This is a genomic window from Cellulosilyticum ruminicola JCM 14822 (assembly GCF_001311925.1).
Lineage (GTDB): Bacteria > Bacillota > Clostridia > Lachnospirales > Cellulosilyticaceae > Cellulosilyticum > Cellulosilyticum ruminicola.
Genome location: NZ_BBCG01000001.1, coordinates 119,399 through 136,116 on the forward strand (window position 1 = coordinate 119,399; position 16,718 = coordinate 136,116).

General features: G+C 34.4%; 24 protein-coding genes. 23 read left to right on the forward strand and 1 reads right to left on the reverse strand.

The annotated features are described in order from the left end of the window. Window positions 1–9 precede the first annotated feature (9 nt). Entirely contained in the window at window positions 10–678 is a 669-nt protein-coding gene (locus tag JCM14822_RS00600) for a CPBP family intramembrane glutamic endopeptidase (RefSeq protein WP_054738703.1), read from the forward strand. A 55-nt stretch (window positions 679–733) separates the two neighbouring features. Next, complete coding sequence (locus JCM14822_RS00605; protein WP_330377200.1) at window positions 734–1,510, forward strand: flavin reductase; 777 nt, start codon at window positions 734–736, stop codon at window positions 1,508–1,510. Here the strand turns inward: JCM14822_RS00605 and JCM14822_RS00610 are convergent, their stop codons facing one another. Beyond that, window positions 1,511–2,167 (reverse strand): DUF4397 domain-containing protein, encoded by a 657-nt coding sequence (locus JCM14822_RS00610; RefSeq protein ID WP_054738705.1) that lies wholly within the window; start codon window positions 2,165–2,167, stop codon window positions 1,511–1,513. Window positions 2,168–2,267: 100 nt separating this feature from the next. On the opposite strand from JCM14822_RS00610, the gene JCM14822_RS00615 reads away from it, so the two are divergent. From JCM14822_RS00615 to JCM14822_RS00695, 21 genes are all read left to right on the forward strand, one after another. After that, window positions 2,268–2,582, forward strand: a complete 315-nt coding sequence (locus JCM14822_RS00615; RefSeq protein ID WP_054738707.1) for an AlbA family DNA-binding domain-containing protein — start codon at window positions 2,268–2,270, stop codon at window positions 2,580–2,582. 24 nt (window positions 2,583–2,606) lie between these two features. Further along, window positions 2,607–2,789, forward strand: coding sequence for a hypothetical protein (locus JCM14822_RS00620; RefSeq protein WP_172674738.1), 183 nt, complete (start codon window positions 2,607–2,609; stop codon window positions 2,787–2,789). A 245-nt stretch (window positions 2,790–3,034) separates the two neighbouring features. Further along, entirely contained in the window at window positions 3,035–3,385 is a 351-nt protein-coding gene (locus JCM14822_RS00625) for a hypothetical protein (protein ID WP_054738712.1), read from the forward strand. Then, the gene (locus tag JCM14822_RS00630; RefSeq protein ID WP_054738714.1) at window positions 3,386–3,799 is read left to right on the forward strand and encodes an ATP-binding protein; all 414 of its coding nucleotides are present in this window, start codon (window positions 3,386–3,388) and stop codon (window positions 3,797–3,799) included. It begins immediately after the preceding gene. A gap of 11 nt (window positions 3,800–3,810) precedes the next feature. Next, entirely contained in the window at window positions 3,811–5,118 is a 1,308-nt protein-coding gene (locus JCM14822_RS00635) for a [Fe-Fe] hydrogenase large subunit C-terminal domain-containing protein (protein ID WP_054738716.1), read from the forward strand. Between the two features lie 14 nt (window positions 5,119–5,132). Next, window positions 5,133–5,465 (forward strand): hypothetical protein, encoded by a 333-nt coding sequence (locus tag JCM14822_RS00640; RefSeq protein ID WP_054738718.1) that lies wholly within the window; start codon window positions 5,133–5,135, stop codon window positions 5,463–5,465. A gap of 7 nt (window positions 5,466–5,472) precedes the next feature. Next, a complete protein-coding gene (locus JCM14822_RS00645) occupies window positions 5,473–6,180 on the forward strand; it encodes a PHP domain-containing protein (RefSeq protein WP_054738720.1) in 708 nt (235 codons plus the stop codon). Window positions 6,181–6,204: 24 nt separating this feature from the next. Further along, complete coding sequence (locus tag JCM14822_RS00650) at window positions 6,205–6,696, forward strand: NADH-quinone oxidoreductase subunit NuoE family protein (RefSeq protein ID WP_054738722.1); 492 nt, start codon at window positions 6,205–6,207, stop codon at window positions 6,694–6,696. Window positions 6,697–6,714: 18 nt separating this feature from the next. Then, entirely contained in the window at window positions 6,715–7,113 is a 399-nt protein-coding gene (locus tag JCM14822_RS00655) for a (2Fe-2S) ferredoxin domain-containing protein (RefSeq protein ID WP_054738724.1), read from the forward strand. A gap of 15 nt (window positions 7,114–7,128) precedes the next feature. Then, window positions 7,129–8,916 carry an NADH-quinone oxidoreductase subunit NuoF gene (nuoF, locus tag JCM14822_RS00660; protein WP_054738726.1) on the forward strand — a complete coding sequence of 596 codons (1,788 nt, stop codon included), beginning with the start codon at window positions 7,129–7,131 and terminating at the stop codon, window positions 8,914–8,916. Window positions 8,917–8,927: 11 nt separating this feature from the next. Then, window positions 8,928–10,682, forward strand: a complete 1,755-nt coding sequence (locus JCM14822_RS00665; protein WP_054738729.1) for an NADH-dependent [FeFe] hydrogenase, group A6 — start codon at window positions 8,928–8,930, stop codon at window positions 10,680–10,682. Between the two features lie 150 nt (window positions 10,683–10,832). After that, complete coding sequence (locus JCM14822_RS19850) at window positions 10,833–11,000, forward strand: hypothetical protein (protein ID WP_157047566.1); 168 nt, start codon at window positions 10,833–10,835, stop codon at window positions 10,998–11,000. A 618-nt stretch (window positions 11,001–11,618) separates the two neighbouring features. Then, on the forward strand, window positions 11,619–11,831 hold the full coding sequence (locus tag JCM14822_RS21200; protein ID WP_207643245.1) for a hypothetical protein: 213 nt from the start codon (window positions 11,619–11,621) through the stop codon (window positions 11,829–11,831). Window positions 11,832–11,872: 41 nt separating this feature from the next. Next, window positions 11,873–12,034 (forward strand): hypothetical protein, encoded by a 162-nt coding sequence (locus JCM14822_RS21205; protein ID WP_207643246.1) that lies wholly within the window; start codon window positions 11,873–11,875, stop codon window positions 12,032–12,034. A gap of 5 nt (window positions 12,035–12,039) precedes the next feature. Next, window positions 12,040–12,210: a hypothetical protein gene (locus tag JCM14822_RS21210; RefSeq protein ID WP_207643247.1), complete on the forward strand. Its 171-nt coding sequence runs from the start codon at window positions 12,040–12,042 to the stop codon at window positions 12,208–12,210. Between the two features lie 106 nt (window positions 12,211–12,316). Beyond that, on the forward strand, window positions 12,317–13,723 hold the full coding sequence (locus JCM14822_RS00675) for an aminopeptidase (protein WP_054738731.1): 1,407 nt from the start codon (window positions 12,317–12,319) through the stop codon (window positions 13,721–13,723). Between the two features lie 87 nt (window positions 13,724–13,810). Next, a complete protein-coding gene (locus JCM14822_RS00680) occupies window positions 13,811–14,329 on the forward strand; it encodes a peptidylprolyl isomerase (protein WP_054738734.1) in 519 nt (172 codons plus the stop codon). Window positions 14,330–14,338: 9 nt separating this feature from the next. Continuing rightward, a complete protein-coding gene (locus JCM14822_RS00685; protein WP_054738736.1) occupies window positions 14,339–15,259 on the forward strand; it encodes a dipeptidase in 921 nt (306 codons plus the stop codon). A gap of 69 nt (window positions 15,260–15,328) precedes the next feature. Continuing rightward, window positions 15,329–15,676: a DUF1292 domain-containing protein gene (locus JCM14822_RS00690; RefSeq protein WP_083461194.1), complete on the forward strand. Its 348-nt coding sequence runs from the start codon at window positions 15,329–15,331 to the stop codon at window positions 15,674–15,676. 215 nt (window positions 15,677–15,891) lie between these two features. Beyond that, window positions 15,892–16,050, forward strand: coding sequence for a hypothetical protein (locus JCM14822_RS19855; protein WP_157047567.1), 159 nt, complete (start codon window positions 15,892–15,894; stop codon window positions 16,048–16,050). A gap of 11 nt (window positions 16,051–16,061) precedes the next feature. After that, entirely contained in the window at window positions 16,062–16,517 is a 456-nt protein-coding gene (locus tag JCM14822_RS00695) for a transposase (RefSeq protein WP_054738738.1), read from the forward strand. Window positions 16,518–16,718 lie beyond the last annotated feature (201 nt).

The following is a 16,718-nucleotide window of genomic DNA, read 5'->3' on the forward strand; positions in this document are numbered from 1 at the left end:
GGGAAAGCCTTGAAATGTAATAGGAAGATACTAGTCGTAAGCTATGTGATTTTATTAGTTTTATGGTTTATAGGAAGCCAAATACTTATAGTAAATGGAGTTTATTTCATATTTGGTAAAGAAGCATATAATAGCATTTATGAAGAACATCGGTATTTTATGAATTTATGTGCTCAAATAATATGTTTAAGTGTAGTACTTGGTATTGATTATAAATATAGACATTTTGAAATCAAAGAATGGGACCTTAAATTCAGCGAAGTTTTAAAATTTAGTGGTATAGGCATTTTAGTATATTTGGCGTGTATTGTTATTAATATGATTTTATTGCCGTATTTCCCGGGTTATACAGCTATTAGTGAAATGTTTACAGGGTATGAACCTATTTTAAGTTTTACTGTCATTGTATTTGTAGCACCTATTTTAGAAGAGTATATATTTAGAGGAAAGGTTCAAAGTTTAATGCGTTCTGAATTTAGTACACCTATTGCCATAACAACTCAGGCATTATTGTTTGGTAGTTTACATGCATTGGCGCTTCAAAAGATTTATGCTGTTATAATGGGATGTTTGTTTGGCATCATAAAAGCAAAAAGCAACAAGTTACAATGTACAATAATCGTGCATATGACAGTAAACTTTATTGGCTGGCTTATTGGATTTTATATAGCCACATAATTTAAGATGATGGTGCCATATTAATAATGAGTAATATATTGAAAGGATTTAAAGAATGAATGAGATTAAAAAGCAAAAGTGGAAAGCAGGCAACATGCTCTATCCACTTCCAGCAGCTATGGTAAGTTGCGGAGATTTAGAGCATACTAATATTGTAACAGTAGGATGGACTGGAACAATTTGTACAAATCCAGCTATGACATATATTTCACTTAGAAAATCTCGTTTTTCATATAATATGATTAAAGAGAGTGGATATTTTGTAATCAATCTTACGACAAGGGATTTAGTTTTTGCTACAGATTATTGTGGCGTAAAAAGTGGACAAGATGTAGATAAGTTTAAGAAGATGTCTTTAACGCCTATTTGGGATGAAGATACAAAGTGTCCTATGATTGGAGAAAGTCCAGTAAGCATTGTATGTGAAGTAACTGAAATTAAGGAATTAGGGTCACATGATATGTTTATTGCTAAAGTATTAAATGTGTATGTAAATGAAGACTTTATGGATGAAAAAGGAAAATTCCATTTAAATGATAGTGATTTAATTGCTTATTCACATGGCACATATCTTACTTTAGGAGAGCCTTTGGGAACCTTTGGTTATTCAGTCCGTAAAAAGGAAGTTAAAAAAGGTAAGGAAAGTAAAAAAACTTCAAAAGAAGTAGTGAATCAAAAAACTAAATCAGTTAAAGAAAATAAAAAGCCAGCAACTAAAGTGCCAGCAAAGAATAAAGGTAAAAAAGCAACTAATCATCAAACAAAACAAGCTAAAAAATCAGGAAGTAAGTCATTTGTTTTTAAAGGTAAATCACGTAAGAAAGACAAATAGTTAGCTTTCTACTTCTGGTTTTATAAAACGTAAATAGGAGTTACCATCAATAGATAAGAGAATCTGTGGTGGTGTCTCCTTTTTTTCATTTCCGATAATATAAAAAGTATAAAAACGATCTAATTTAAGTTCTAAGTTTTTTAAAGTGATAAAGCTTTTTTGGGTAAGATTAATAGTGGTGTTTAAAGAATAGGTATTAATAAGCAGTGGAAAATAAGGAGTCATTTCATAACAAGATACTTTTTTATAAGTATCTTTTTTTGTACTATCAGTAAAATAAAAATCTAGAAGAGGGGTGGCATAGTTAAAGTGACCAAGGCGGCACATGCAATGGTGGGGTGGGATACTACGCTGAATATCTTCTATAAGATAGAGTGTAGTCTTATCATTATGTTTAGGATCTGTTAGAAAGATAAGCGTATAAATTTTATAAGGACTTAGTGAGATATTGCGTTCATAAATAGGGGTTAAGTCATCATGTAAGGTGAGGGTAATAATATGCTCTCCTTGAGAAATAAGCATATATTGGGTAAAGTCTTCATACAATATTGCCTTATAATATTTTTTATAATCAACATAAATATCTATGGAAGGTGTGAAGCATGCAATATGAAATAACCGTAAATAGGATTCATTTGCTTTATTTTTTTTGGACATACATACCTCCTAGAAATCAAAAATAAACTTATTACAGTATATGTTAAAAAAAGTTAAAAATGATAATAGATTAAGTTAAATGGACATACAGGAGAGAAAGATGAATATAAATAAAGTAAGGCATTTGGTAACGCAGGATGAAAGCCTTAAATTGGATTTTAAGCTTAAGTTGTCCATTGAACTAGATTCGGAGAAGAAAGAACTTGTAAAAGATATTATTGCTATGGTTAATACGCATGGTGGGAGAAGATACATAATTTTTGATGTAAGAGAAATAGTGGGCATTGAAGATTTATCTGAAAATATTGAAGAACGTATTCAACAAATTATAGCAAATCGAAGTATGCCGCCTGTGACTATTGCTTTTGATGTTATTTCTTATGAAGGGAAGAAATTAGGAATTATTACAGTTTAGTGAAGTATGCAGGTATCATATCAAATGCTTATGGCAGGAGCTTTTTATATTCGAAAAGGTTCTACAACTGGCAGAGCAACACGTCATGAAATTGCTACTATGCTACAGCAATATGGTATGTTAAGTTTTGAAAATGTGCCTTGTAGAAGTAGTAGGCTTGAAGATTTAGATGAAGACATGATTAAAATGCATATGGAACATCTGTAAGGTACAATTAATGAAAATAGAACATTATTAGAGGCATTAGGAATTATAGCTGTAGACTTGGAAAGTGAGAATTATTATCCCACTTATGGGGCTTATTATTATTTGGGAAGCTTCCACAAGATATATTAGCAGTAGATACTAAAATTGGTATGAAGGTAATAGGGGGAAATATCAGTAGATTCTTTAACGGGTTTATTTGAAGTTGTTTTACTAGGTATGAAGTATTATAGAGAGGAGGTCTCAGAATGAAGCTTAAACAGGTTCAGAAAATATTAAAAGCTCAGTCGCATACAGGAGAAGCATTATTAGAGGCAGAAGTTTCTGCAGCCTGTGGGTGTGATTTAATGAGTGATGTACTTGCCTTTGCCAGTGACCATATTTTGCTTTTAACAGGACTTGTGAATTTACAAGTAATTCGTACAGCAGAAATGCTAGATATAAAGGGGATTGTGTTTGTGAGGGGAAAGGTTCCTACAGAAGATATGAAAAAATTAGCTGAGGAAAAACAAATCTGCTTGCTTTCTACAAATCAGCCACTTTATGTTGCATGTGGTAAGTTGTATAGCAAAGGGCTTGGGGAAAAGGGTGGAAGCTAGATGCGGTTACACTATGAAGTGGAGGGAGAAGATTTTTTACGTGCTGGAGAAGCTTCAGCAGCTGTAAAACGCATATTAAAGCAACTTGGAATAAGCACAGAATATATACGTAAGGTTGCCATTGCAATGTATGAAGCTGAAATGAATATGGTGATTCATGGCAAGGGTGGAGAGATTGATGTAACTTTAACCGGAGAAAAGATAGAAATTACATTAAAAGACAGAGGACTTGGGATACCGGATATTGATTTAGCTATGCAAGAGGGTTATTCAACGGCATCTGCTCAAATTAGAGAATTAGGATTTGGAGCGGGTATGGGGCTTCCTAATATTAAAAGATATAGTGATACATTAAAGATTACATCTAAATGTGGAGAGGGGACAATGGTGTACATTGAAGTATTACTTAAATAGGAGGTGAAAAGGTGCAAAGTCATTCAGTAACCTTAGATAAAGCTAGATGCATAGGGTGCACAGATTGTATTAAGAGGTGTCCGACAGAAGCTATTCGTGTAAGAGGATCAAAAGCAACCATTATAGAAGAACGCTGTATTGATTGTGGCAACTGTATTCGTATTTGTAGAAATGGGGCAAAGCAAGCTGTAACAGATGAACTTAGTTTAATGAATCAGTTTAAATATAAAGTAGTATTACCGGCACCTTCTCTATATGGACAGTTTCCTAAAGCTCCCAATATTACGGCTATCTTGAATGCTTTATATGAAATAGGTTTTACAGAAGTGTTTGAAGTGGCTACAGCCAGTGAAATGATTACAAAGTATATAGGTGATTATTTAGAATCTGCAAAGTATTTTCCTATGATTTCGTCATCTTGTCCTGTAATTATTAGACTTATTCAAAGACGATTCCCATCACTTATGCAGCAGGTACTTCCGATTATTTCACCAATGGAACTAGCGGCAAGATTTATTAAAACGCAGTATAAATTGAGAAAAATTGATGAGTCACAAGTTGGTGTGTTTTTTATTTCACCGTGTCCTGCTAAGGCAACAGAGCTTCATCGCCCTAAGGGTATTGAAAAGTCGTCAGTGGATGGTGTATTTGCTATTCAAAGTTTATATAAACCTATTTTAAATATATTAAGTCATCCTAGTTATAAGGGAGCTAAAAGGCAAAGTGGGGCAGCAGGAATTGCTTGGGCTATGCAAACTGGTGGAATTGATGAAAAACGTATTAAAAATCATATTGCAGTTGATGGTTTGGATAATGTCATTGCCATATTGGAGAAGGTGGAAGACGGCAGTTTAAATCATGTAACTTATATTGAAGCATTAGCTTGTACTGGAGGGTGTTTAGGAGGTGTTTTAAATATTGAAAATGCTTTTATGAGTAGAAATACACTTAAAAAGTGGATTGATGAAGAAGAAAAAGATACGAGAGAAGTTTTATCTAAGTATCAAATACAATTACTTCAGAGCATTCCTTATTTATTTGAAAAGGACTTAACACCACGTCTTGTTTTTACATTAGACCAAGATGTAAATAGGGCATTAGAAAAAATGACAGAAATAGAGCTTTTATACAATAGATTGCCACATATTGATTGTGGTTCATGCGGGGCACCAACATGTAGATGTTTTGCAGAAGATGTGGTGATGCAAAAGTCTAATATAGAAGAATGTATTTTTATTTTACGTGAAAAAATTAAAGAATTATCTGATCAAATGTATCAATTAACGCAAACAGTTATTCCTACAGATAGTAAAAAATGAAAGGTGGAAATTAAATGACAGTAAGAGAAATGAAGGAAAGTATGCACCTTAAATTGCTAGGTAAAGAAACTGGTATGGATGAAGAAGTAAAAGGTGGTTATATTGGTGATTTATTAAGTTTTGTAATGGCACATGCTCAAAGTAAAGATGCATGGATTACAGTACAAGGGCATATGAATAGTATAGCCGTGGCAATTATGACAGGTGTAAGTGCAATTATTTTAGCACAAGGAGTAGTACCTAATTTAGAAACTATTGAAAAAGCTAATGAGGAAAAGATTTCTATTTTTACATCAGAAAAAAGTAGTTTTGAATTAGCTTATGAACTGGGGAAATTATTAGAGTAGGTGAGGCATGAAGGGATATTATGATTTGCACATTCATACAGCTGCATCTCCTTGCGGTGATGAATTGATGTCACCACATAATATTGTCAATATGGCGAAGCTTAATGGATTAGATATCATTGCTATTACAGATCATCAAACAAGTTGTAATGTACAGGCGGTTCAATCAGTAGGTGCACAAAATGGATTACTAGTTATTCCAGGAATTGAAATAGAATGTATAGAGGAATTTCATCTTATTGCTTTATTACCTTCTTGTGAAGCAGCTCATGAAATAGAAGCTGATGTAAGAAAAAATATGTTAAAAGTTAAAAATAAGCCAGAGGTTTTTGGTCATCAATATTGTTTTGATGATCAAAGTGAAGTGATAGATGAATTAGAAGACTTTTTACTTGTTGCAACGTGTCAAACAGCTTATGACATTACTAAAAAAGTATTGGCTATGGGCGGTGTGATTTATCCAGCCCATATTGATCGGGCTAGTTACAGTATTATAAGTCAATTGGGGGTTTTGCCTGAAAAACCATTTTTTACGGCATTAGAAATTTCTAAAACAGCACACTTAGTACAATATAGACAGCAGTATCATGAACATCATATTATTCAATCTTCTGATGCGCATTATTTACAAGATATTAATAAAAGGAGACAGTTCATAGAGCTACCAGAAGTTAGCATTGAGGCATTATTTAGTTGGTTTAAGCAGCTAGTTTAAGATATAGAATAAGGAGGATAACCTATGGGATGTGAAGGTTGTACCAATCAATTAACAGAAAGCTTGTATAAGAAATTAGAACAGTTTATTGATGAACTGCCAGAAAAAGAAGGGGCGCTGATTGCTGTGCTGCATAAAGCACAAAGTATATTTGGGCATTTGCCAGCTGAAGTACAACAATTTGTAGCGCAAAAACTTAATGTGCCTGTTGCGCAAGTCTATGGGGTAGTAAGTTTTTATTCTTTCTTTACAATGACACCAAAAGGAAAAAATCCGATTTCTGTATGTTTGGGAACTGCTTGTTATGTAAGAGGTTCTGACAAAGTCCTTCAAGCTTTCAAAGAAGAACTAGGCATAGAAATTGGTGAAACTACAAAGGATGGGCTATTTTCATTAGATGCATTAAGATGTGTAGGCGCTTGTGGGCTTGCACCAGTTGTAATGATTGGTGATAAGGTATATGGCAAAATCACATCTAAAGAGCAAGTTAAAAGTATATTAAATGAATACCGCTAAATAAAAGGGGGGATGATTATGCCAAAAATTATGTCTTTAGATGAATTGAAAAACTTACGTGATAAAGTTAAGAATCAAGTGGATCTTCGTGAAAAAGGGGAAAAGGTAGAACAAATGGCAGTAATCAGAGTCGCAATGGCAACTTGTGGTATTGCAGCTGGTGCAAGGGAAGTTATGAACTTCTTAGCAGAAGAAGTCGCAAAGCGTAATCTGAATAATGTAGTGATTACACAGGGAGGATGTATGGGGTATTGTTATGCAGAACCTACTGTAGAGGTAAAATTACCAGGACAGGAATCTATTGTTTATGGTCATGTTACAAAAGAACGTGCATTAGAAATATTAGAGAAACATGTTTTAGGTGGGGAAATGATAGAGGGAATCATTCCTGTAGGACACAAATCCCTAGATGAATAATAAGGAGGGAGCAAAATGTCTAAGTATACAATGCATATTTTGGTATGTGGTGGTACAGGGTGTATGTCTTCACATTCTATCGAAATTGTAGAAAATCTAAAGAAGTACATAGCTAAGACAGGAATGCAGGATATAGTACAGGTACTTAGAACAGGATGTTTCGGTTTCTGTGAAAAAGGGCCTATTGTAAAAATTTTACCGGATAATACTTTCTATGTACAAGTAAAACCGGAAGATGCAGAAGAAATTATAAAAGAACATATTGTGAAGGGTCGTAAAGTAGCAAGATTGCTCTATACAGATCCCACTACCGAAAGACACATTTCTGATTCTAAGCATATGGAGTTCTATAAGAAACAGATGCGTGTAGCACTTAGAAATTGTGGCTTTATTGATCCTACTAATATTGAAGAATATATTGCAAGAGATGGTTATGCGGCATTGGCTAAAGTGTTGACGATGAGTCAGGAAGACGTTATTAATGAGGTGAAAAAATCAGGACTGAGAGGACGTGGAGGTGGCGGATTCCCTACAGGTTTAAAATGGGAGTTTGCTTATAAAAATAAGTCTGATCAAAAGTATGTAGTATGTAATGCAGACGAAGGGGATCCAGGTGCTTTTATGGACCGTTCTATATTAGAGGGGGACCCCAATTCAGTTGTAGAAGCTATGGCGATTTGTGGTTATGCTATAGGTGCTCAAAAAGGTTTAGTGTATATTAGAGCAGAATATCCATTAGCGATTAAACGTTTGGAAGCAGCTATTCATTCTGCTAGAGAATATGGTCTTTTAGGTGAGAATATTTTAGGTACATCCTTTAGTTTTGATATTGAGATACGCTTTGGGGCAGGTGCATTTGTATGTGGTGAAGAAACAGCTTTGATTCATTCTATGGAAGGCAAAAGAGGAGAACCAACAACGAAGCCACCTTTTCCAGCAGCAAGTGGTTATTGGGGAAAACCAACTAATGTTAATAATGTAGAAACATTTGCTAATATCCCAGTGATCTTCTTGAAAGGTGCAGATTGGTTTAATAAGATTGGAACAGAAAAATCTAAGGGGACAAAAGTATTTGCCCTAGCAGGAAAAATTAATAATGTAGGTCTGATTGAAGTGCCTATGGGAATTACATTAAGAGAAGTTATTTACGATATAGGTGGAGGTATTAAAGATGGTAAGAAGTTTAAGGCTGTACAAACAGGAGGGCCATCGGGTGGTTGCTTGACAGAAAAAGATTTGAATACACCAATTGACTTTGATAACCTTATTGCAAAAGGTTCTATGATGGGGTCTGGCGGTATGATTGTTATGGATGAAGATGACTGTATGCCAGCTGTTGCTAAATTCTATCTTGAATTTACAGCAGAAGAATCTTGTGGTAAATGTACGCCTTGTAGAGTTGGTACAAAACGTCTACTTGAAATCCTTGAAAAGATTGTAGCTGGCAAAGGCACAGAGGGAGATTTGGTGACCTTAGAAGAGTTAGGCAATACCATTAAAGATACTGCATTATGCGGTTTAGGTCAGACAGCACCGAACCCAGTTTTATCTACACTTAAAGAATTCAAAGCAGAGTATATAGCCCATGTAAGGGATAAGAAATGTCCAGCAGGGCAATGCAGTGCGCTGCTCTCATATATGATTACAGATAAATGTATTGGTTGTACAGCATGTGCAAGGAACTGTCCTGTAAATGCCATTACAGGTGTTGTGAAAAAACAACATACTATTGACCAAAGTAAATGTATTAAATGTGGTGCATGTATAAATAAATGTAAATTCGACGCTATTATAAAAGGTTAGGGGGAGAGGAGATGGCACAAGTTAAAGTTACCATTGATGGAATTACGCTAGAAGTACCTAAAGAATATACAGTGTTAGAAGCAGCCCAAAAAGCAAATATTGATATTCCCACACTTTGCTATTTAAACTTACATGAAACAAGTATGAAAAGTAATAAGGCTTCTTGCCGTGTCTGCGTGGTTGAAGTAGAAGGCAGACGTAACTTAGCACCAGCCTGCGTAACACCTATTACAGAGGGCATGGTTATAAAAACTAATACCATGCGAGTGCTTAAGGCAAGAAAAAAGATTGTTGAACTTTTGTTATCAGATCATCCAAAAGATTGTTTAGTCTGCACCAAGGCAGGAGATTGTGAACTACAGAATTTAGTTGAGAAATTTGGCATCAGAAATAGCAGCGAAATTAATAAAGGTGAACAATCTACTTATCCTATTGATCAAAGTTATTCTTTAATAAGAGATATGGATAAGTGTGTGATGTGTAGGCGCTGTGAAACCATGTGTAATCAGGTGCAAAGTGTAGGTGCATTAGCAGGAGTAGAACGTGGTTTTAAAGCTATTGTAGGTACAGCTTTTAATAAGCCAATTATGGAAACAGTATGCACTCATTGCGGTCAATGTGTAGCAGTTTGTCCAACAGGAGCCCTTACTGAACGTGAAAATATAGATGAGGTGGTTAAAGCTATTGCTAATCCACATAAAAAGGTAATCGTACAAGTAGCACCAGCGGTAAGGGTGGCATTAGGTGAAGATTTTGATTATCCAGCAGGGAGTATTGTAACAGGTAAAATGGTAGCTGCTTTAAAGCAGATTGGATTTGATTATGTGTTCGATACAGACTTTGCAGCAGATGTGACGATTATGGAGGAAGGAGCTGAACTTGTAAGCCGTATTGAGAAAGTACTTAAAAGAGAAACTGATGTGAAACTTCCTATTTTAACAAGTTGTTGTCCAGCATGGGTGAATTTCTATGAAACTCAGTTTACGGATTTATTAGATTTACCTTCTACAGCACGTTCACCACAACAAATATTTGGCGCAATAGCTAAATCTTATTTCTCAGAAAAAATGAATATTCCTAAAGAAGATATGGTAGTTGTTTCAGTTATGCCATGTCTTGCAAAGAAATATGAGGTAGAAAGGCCAGAATTTAATCATGATGTAGATATTAGTATTTCAACAAGAGAACTTGCACGTTTGATTAAGCAAATGAATATTAATTTTGAGAGTCTAAAAGAAGCTGAATTTGATAGACCCTTAGGTGAATCCAGTGGTGCAGGTATTATTTTTGGTACAACGGGTGGTGTCATTGAAGCAGCAGTAAGAACAGCTTATGAAAAAATCACAGGTGAAAGTCTAGAAAAAATAGATTTTTATGAGCTCAGGGGATTTGAAGGAGTTAGAACAGCCACCGTTAAAGCGGGGGATTTAGAAATCAATATTGGCATTGCTCATGGACTTAAAAATGCAAGGATGATTATGGATGAAATTCGTGCAGGCAATCCAAGAAACTTACATGCAATAGAAGTTATGGCATGTCCTGGAGGATGTATTGGTGGTGCTGGGCAGCCTTATCACCATGGTGATGGTGAGATTTTACAAAAGAGACGTCAAGCACTTTATAAAGATGACGTAGCAAATGAAATTCGTAAGTCTCATGAAAATTCAGAAGTAATTGCACTTTATGATACTTACTTAAAGACACCAATAAGTGAAAAGGCACATGCATTATTACACACTTATTATAAAGCACAAGAACGCATCTAGATATAAATTAGATATGAAATTAAAAGGGCTACGCTGATAAAATACGTAACCCTTTTTACAAATGAAGTATGTTTATAAGGGAAAGGAGAGCACATGAAAACGATTTAAATTTGTATTGGAAGTACTTGCTATCTTAAAGAATCTTATGAAGTGATTGAAATTTTTAAAAAGCTTATTGTGAAATATCATCTAGAAGAGGTTATTGAATTGACAGGAGCATTTTGTACAGGAAATTGTACAAAAGCTGTAGCAGTTTATAAAGGCATGGCGGAAGTCAATATGTGTTTACCTTTTATGCGTCAAAAGCAGAAACATTAACTAATATGATTATAATGATTAATGAAAAGCTAGAGATTTTAGAAACTAATCCTTACAAAACTTAAAAAACTGATACAAGAAGAGGATTAAAAATATGAGATTTTTGGGTGGGAAGTTTAAATAAACATGGAGAAGAGCTATGCGGAGACAAGGTAGAATTTTTTAAGGCGAAGAAAGTGCTTTCAGATGGTTTAGGAAGTAGGATAAAAGCTAATATACTTGCCACGCTTATAGTAAAGATTGCTATGACCATGCTATATGCAAAAGGAAGGATTAGCATTAGAAGAAGCAGTGGATACTATCATATATACATTACCTATTTGTTCAGTAAGAAAGTTAGCTTATTCAACTTTTACAATTGTAAAGGTAGATTAAAGTGGCATGGTGTATATTACAGAGTTTGATAATCCAAGTCTATTTTTTATAAGAGAGGATAAAATTTGTTCAAACTAAAGAAATTAATGGACGGCTTATTAAAGAGAGTCATTTTGCCCTGCAGGAAAAAGATACATTGTTTTTTGTAAGTGATGGCGTATTCATGCTGGTGTAGGTATGGTGCTGAACTTAGGATGAAGTTGGAGAGAAGTTGCTAATTATCTTCAGGAGCTAGGAACTTCGATGCTCTCGGCTAAAAAGATTACTTCATCTTTATTAGGTGTATGTGAGGATTTATATATTAATCAGCCAGGGGATGATACAACTGTTGTGACTATGCAGGCTATTAAGCCAAGAGAAGCAGTTTTATTTTCAGGACTGCCTAAAGATAGTAAAAATGATACACTGATTCATGCAAAGCAGAGGAAAAAATTATTTGTGGAGGGATGCGGCTAATATTGCAGCAAGAATATTAGGCAGGGAAATTAAAACAAGTATTGAAAATTGACCGTAGTATTCCACCTATCGGTTATGTAGAGGGAATAGACCTAGTGACAGAAGGCGTTTTAACAATCGGAGTAGCAATACAAAAGTTGGAAAGGTTACAAGGTAGTAATGATTTTGAAATTTTATATGGTAAAGATGTGCTTCAAAGTTAGCAAGAATGTTATTTGAGGAATGTACACATATTAAGTTTTTAGTAGGGCAAGCCATTAATCAGGCTTATCAAAATCCGGATTTTCCAGATACATTGAGTATTAAATTTAATGTTTTAAAAAGATTGCAGATAGTTTTAACTGAACTTGGAAAAATAGTTACAATTGCATATTATTGAGAATGAATAATTTGTAAAACTTATATTATACTATACAGTAGGGTAAAGTTTGGTATATAATTATGTAATATAATACAAAATTTAATTATGGTATAAGGAGAAAGACATGTCAGAAGAAGTAAAAGAATTAAAAAAAGAATATAAAAATGTATGGGAATCATATAAAAGATCAGATTTAGAGGCTTTATTTACTTATGGTGAACGCTATAGACAATTTATTTCTGAGAATAAAACAGAGCGTGAATGTGTACGTAGTATGATTAAAAAAGCAGAAGCAGCAGGATATCGTAATATTGAAACACTTATTGGTGGAGATGTTATGTTAAGAACTGGTGATAAAGTATATGCAAATTATAATGATAAAACACTTATCTTATTCTGTATTGGTCACAGACCACTTTCAGAAGGCTTAAACTTATTAGGTGCGCATTTAGACTCACCAAGATTAGATTTAAAACCAAATCCACTTTATGAAGATACTGATTTTGCTATGTTTAAAACACACTATTATGGTGGTGTTAAAAAATATCAATGGGTTACAATGCCACTTGCCATTCATGGGATAGTTGTAAAACAAAATGGTGAAGTTGTAAACGTAACAGTAGGTGAAGAAGAAACAGATCCAGTAGTAGGAATTTCAGATTTGCTTATTCATTTAGCAAATGAACAAATGGGGAAAAAATTAAGTGAAGCGATTAAAGGGGAAGACCTTAATGTTTGTTTAGGAACTATGCCACTTGAAGGAGAAGAAAAAAATAAAGTAAAAGCAAATATTTTGAAGCTTCTTCATGAAAAGTATGGTATAGTGGAAGAAGACCTTGTTTCTGCTGAATTACAAATTGTACCAGCGGGGCCAGCACGTGATTATGGTCTTGATCGCAGTATGATTATTGGTTATGGTCAAGATGACCGCGTATGTAGTTATGCGTCTTTTGAAGCACAACTTGAAGTAACAAATCCAGTTAAAACAACAGCTACAGTACTTGTAGATAAAGAAGAGATTGGAAGCGTAGGTGCTTCAGGTATGCAATCTAAATTCTTTGAAAATATGGTTGCAGAAGTACTTGAACTTGTAGGCGATTATTCTAGCTTAAAATTACGTAGAACGCTTGCAAACTCTAAAATGCTTTCATCAGATGTAACAGCAGGTTATGATCCAAATCACCCAAGTGTTCTTGAAAAAAATAATGCTGCTTACTTTGGCAAAGGTGTTGTATTTAATAAATACACAGGTTCAAGAGGTAAATCAGGTTCTAATGATGCAAATGCTGAATATGTAGCAGAACTTAGAAATATCATGGCACAAAACAATGTAACATGGCAAACTTCAGAACTTGGTCGCATTGACCTTGGTGGTGGCGGTACAATTGCGTATATCCTTGCAAATTATGGTATGGAAGTAATCGATTGTGGTGTACCTGTACACAGCATGCATGCACCTTGGGAAATCACAAGCAAGGCTGATTTATATGAAATGAGAAAAGCATACATTGCTTTCTTAAAAAATGCATAAATTTAAATGATGCATAAAAAACTTACATCATGTATAAAAGCATATACAATGTAAAATAAGTAGAACACACATTAAAGGAGAATTAAAATGGAAAACCCAATTGTAACATTTACTATGGAAGATGGCGCACAAATGATCGCTGAACTTTATCCAGAAGTAGCACCAGAAAGTGTAAAAAACTTCATTTCACTTATTCAAAAAGGATTTTATGATGGTCTTACATTCCACCGCATTATTCCAGGATTCATGATTCAAGGTGGATGCCCAGAAGGTAGTGGAATGGGTGGCCCAGGTTACTGCATCAAAGGAGAATTTGCATCAAACGGATTCAAAAATGATCTTAAACACACAAGAGGTGTACTTTCAATGGCACGTGCAATGAACCCTAACTCAGCTGGTTCACAATTCTTTATTATGCATGCTGCTGCACCACACTTAGATGGTGATTACGCTGCATTTGGTAAAGTAATTGAAGGTATGGATACTGTAGATTACATTGCTAAAACACCTACAACATACGGAGATAAACCCAAAAATCCAGTTGTTATTAAATCAGTAACAGTAGATACAAAAGGTCAAACATTCGAAGAGCCTAATAAATTCTAGGAGGGAAATATGCCATTTATAGATATGCATTGTGATACGATTGACAGACTCTATAACGACAAAACCCATTTATTTTCTAATGATTATCACATTGACATTTATAAATTACGTGCAAGTAAGTATTTCGCACAATGGTTTGCCTTATATTCAGATATTCAAAAGGTACAAGAGTCTTTAATGGATTATGTCAAGCATATGCGTGATTATTTTCTTCAAGAGATTGAAAGTAATAAAGATCAAATAGGGCTTGCTACAAATTATGAAGAATATATGGATTTGAGAAACAAAGGGAAGCTTGCAGCGTTTTTATCCTTAGAAGAAGCCGCACCTATCGGTAATGATATTAATGAGCTAGATACATTATGGCAGATGGGTGTCCGTATGATGACATTTACGTGGAATCATAAAAATCAATTAGGTGCACCACATAGTATGAAAGAAGGGCTTAGTCCCTTTGGCAAGCAAGTGGCTGATAGGCTCAATGATTATAAAATATTAGTAGATATCTCTCATTTATCAGAACAAGGTGTACGAGATTTAGCTACTATTTATAAAAAAACAATTATGGCATCCCATTGTAATGCATATGCTTTGATGCCGCATAGTCGTAATTTATCTGATGATACGATTCGTCTTATTGCTAGTGCTGGAGGAGTTATAGGGGTTAATTTTTATAGTGTCTTTCTAAACGGCAGTGATGAGAGTCTGGTAGAGGATATTGTACGTCATATAGATCATTTCTATAAAGTAGGAGGCAAAGAAGTTCTAGCATTAGGTACAGACTTTGATGGGATGGATTGTAAACTTGAAGTATGTGATGCAGGGAAAATGGATAAACTAGTAGCAAGATTGTCTAAAAAGTATTCTGGTGATGTAATAGATGCAATAACTTATGGCAATGCTGAGCGGCTTATAAAAGAAAATTTATAAGAAGTCTTGGTAAAATTTCTCAAACTATGTTATAATCGAATCTGAATCTTTCCTAAGGAGGACTTAAAAATGGAAGAAAACAAAAACCATGATTGCTGCGGTTGCGGTGAACACGAACATGAAGGTTGCGGTTGCGGCGGACACGATGAAGAAGAAACATTAATCTACGTAACATTTGAAGATGAAAATGAAGAAGTACCTTGTGCTGTTCTTGACATTTTTGAATGTGAAGGTAGAGAATACATTGCAATCGTACCTGCTGATCAAGTAGAAAGCGAAGAAGCAGAAGTTCTCTTCTATCGTTATTCAGAAGATGGTGAAGAAGTAAAATTAGACGATATCGAAACAGACGAAGAATGGGATGCTGTAGCAGCATTATTTGATTCAAATTTCTTTGCTGATTATGATGAAGAATAATTTATAATTTAACTTAATGACATTGAGCTTAGGTCCTGTTTTTTTATTAAGAGGAAAGACATTCTTAAAACAATGTCATTAAGTTAAGACATTGCTTCTAAGATTTCTTAAAATAACCAAGTACTTATTATAGGTACTTGGTTATTTTTGTGCGAAAAAAGCTTAACAAAGTATAGAAAATTTGCGGCGAAGCCCCTCGTTGAGGAGGTGTTGTGATGAATACACACGCAAATGAACTAAAAAATTGTTTAATAGAAATTACAAAAGAAATGAGTAGCAACCCTCAGGAATTTTCTACTCTGGAAAAAGGTTGTTTTATGCTAAACGAAATGATTATTCCACTGCCTTATTTCAAGGCTACCATCTATAGCTAATAGACGATAATGTGATAGGAAAAAATCATGTATCAATATTACATTTAAATGCTGCTTTTGATGTAGAAACTAATCAGTTTGTAGATGCAGTTGTTCAAAAAGGAATCAAAGAAAATGAGTGTAGTGCGGCTTGTGAGCTTGTAGATAGGCTTTCAGAAAAGTATCCCGTTATCATTATGGCTAATAATGGATATGAGAACTATAATCTATTCGCTCATATTGAAGAACGACTTTTTGATTATGTCATCAGAATCAAGGATGTTAAAAGTAACGGTATACTTTTACAGGAAATCGATGTTCGTTTGGTGATGTATAACTTCAATATGTCTATTACATTAAAAACGCCATTAAAAGAAAAAGGCAAAGAAAAAGACCTAAAGCACCACCTTCAGGTCAATTTCACGCAGGCTACAAAAATCTGTCTGCATTTTTTTAGCTCAGAAAATTGGAGCCAACATATGATATAAAAGCTACAATACGGCGATTTCTTCTTCCCATAAGATCAAATCGTTAAAGGCAACGAATAGCTGCCAGTACTACCGGAGTTTCATTCAATTATAGATTATCATAAATCTAGAAAAATACAACTTTTTTACTCCGCTTTTTACAACGGAGTATTTAGCATGGGCAAAAATAGAAAATCATAAAAATAAACCAAGAATGAAACA

Excerpts from the sequence above, each read along its gene's own strand:
- JCM14822_RS00605 (WP_330377200.1), top strand. The coding sequence starts at position 734 with ATGAATGAGATTAAAAAGCAAAAGTGGAAAGCAGGCAACATGCTCTAT.
- JCM14822_RS00610 (WP_054738705.1), bottom strand. The coding sequence starts at position 2,167 with ATGTCCAAAAAAAATAAAGCAAATGAATCCTATTTACGGTTATTTCAT.
- JCM14822_RS00615 (WP_054738707.1), top strand. The coding sequence starts at position 2,268 with ATGAATATAAATAAAGTAAGGCATTTGGTAACGCAGGATGAAAGCCTT.
- JCM14822_RS00620 (WP_172674738.1), top strand. The coding sequence starts at position 2,607 with ATGCTTATGGCAGGAGCTTTTTATATTCGAAAAGGTTCTACAACTGGC.
- JCM14822_RS00625 (WP_054738712.1), top strand. The coding sequence starts at position 3,035 with ATGAAGCTTAAACAGGTTCAGAAAATATTAAAAGCTCAGTCGCATACA.
- JCM14822_RS00630 (WP_054738714.1), top strand. The coding sequence starts at position 3,386 with ATGCGGTTACACTATGAAGTGGAGGGAGAAGATTTTTTACGTGCTGGA.
- JCM14822_RS00640 (WP_054738718.1), top strand. The coding sequence starts at position 5,133 with ATGACAGTAAGAGAAATGAAGGAAAGTATGCACCTTAAATTGCTAGGT.
- JCM14822_RS00645 (WP_054738720.1), top strand. The coding sequence starts at position 5,473 with ATGAAGGGATATTATGATTTGCACATTCATACAGCTGCATCTCCTTGC.
- JCM14822_RS00650 (WP_054738722.1), top strand. The coding sequence starts at position 6,205 with ATGGGATGTGAAGGTTGTACCAATCAATTAACAGAAAGCTTGTATAAG.
- JCM14822_RS00655 (WP_054738724.1), top strand. The coding sequence starts at position 6,715 with ATGCCAAAAATTATGTCTTTAGATGAATTGAAAAACTTACGTGATAAA.
- nuoF (WP_054738726.1), top strand. The coding sequence starts at position 7,129 with ATGTCTAAGTATACAATGCATATTTTGGTATGTGGTGGTACAGGGTGT.
- JCM14822_RS00665 (WP_054738729.1), top strand. The coding sequence starts at position 8,928 with ATGGCACAAGTTAAAGTTACCATTGATGGAATTACGCTAGAAGTACCT.
- JCM14822_RS21200 (WP_207643245.1), top strand. The coding sequence starts at position 11,619 with ATGCTCTCGGCTAAAAAGATTACTTCATCTTTATTAGGTGTATGTGAG.
- JCM14822_RS21210 (WP_207643247.1), top strand. The coding sequence starts at position 12,040 with ATGTTATTTGAGGAATGTACACATATTAAGTTTTTAGTAGGGCAAGCC.
- JCM14822_RS00675 (WP_054738731.1), top strand. The coding sequence starts at position 12,317 with ATGTCAGAAGAAGTAAAAGAATTAAAAAAAGAATATAAAAATGTATGG.
- JCM14822_RS00680 (WP_054738734.1), top strand. The coding sequence starts at position 13,811 with ATGGAAAACCCAATTGTAACATTTACTATGGAAGATGGCGCACAAATG.
- JCM14822_RS00685 (WP_054738736.1), top strand. The coding sequence starts at position 14,339 with ATGCCATTTATAGATATGCATTGTGATACGATTGACAGACTCTATAAC.
- JCM14822_RS00690 (WP_083461194.1), top strand. The coding sequence starts at position 15,329 with ATGGAAGAAAACAAAAACCATGATTGCTGCGGTTGCGGTGAACACGAA.
- JCM14822_RS19855 (WP_157047567.1), top strand. The coding sequence starts at position 15,892 with ATGAATACACACGCAAATGAACTAAAAAATTGTTTAATAGAAATTACA.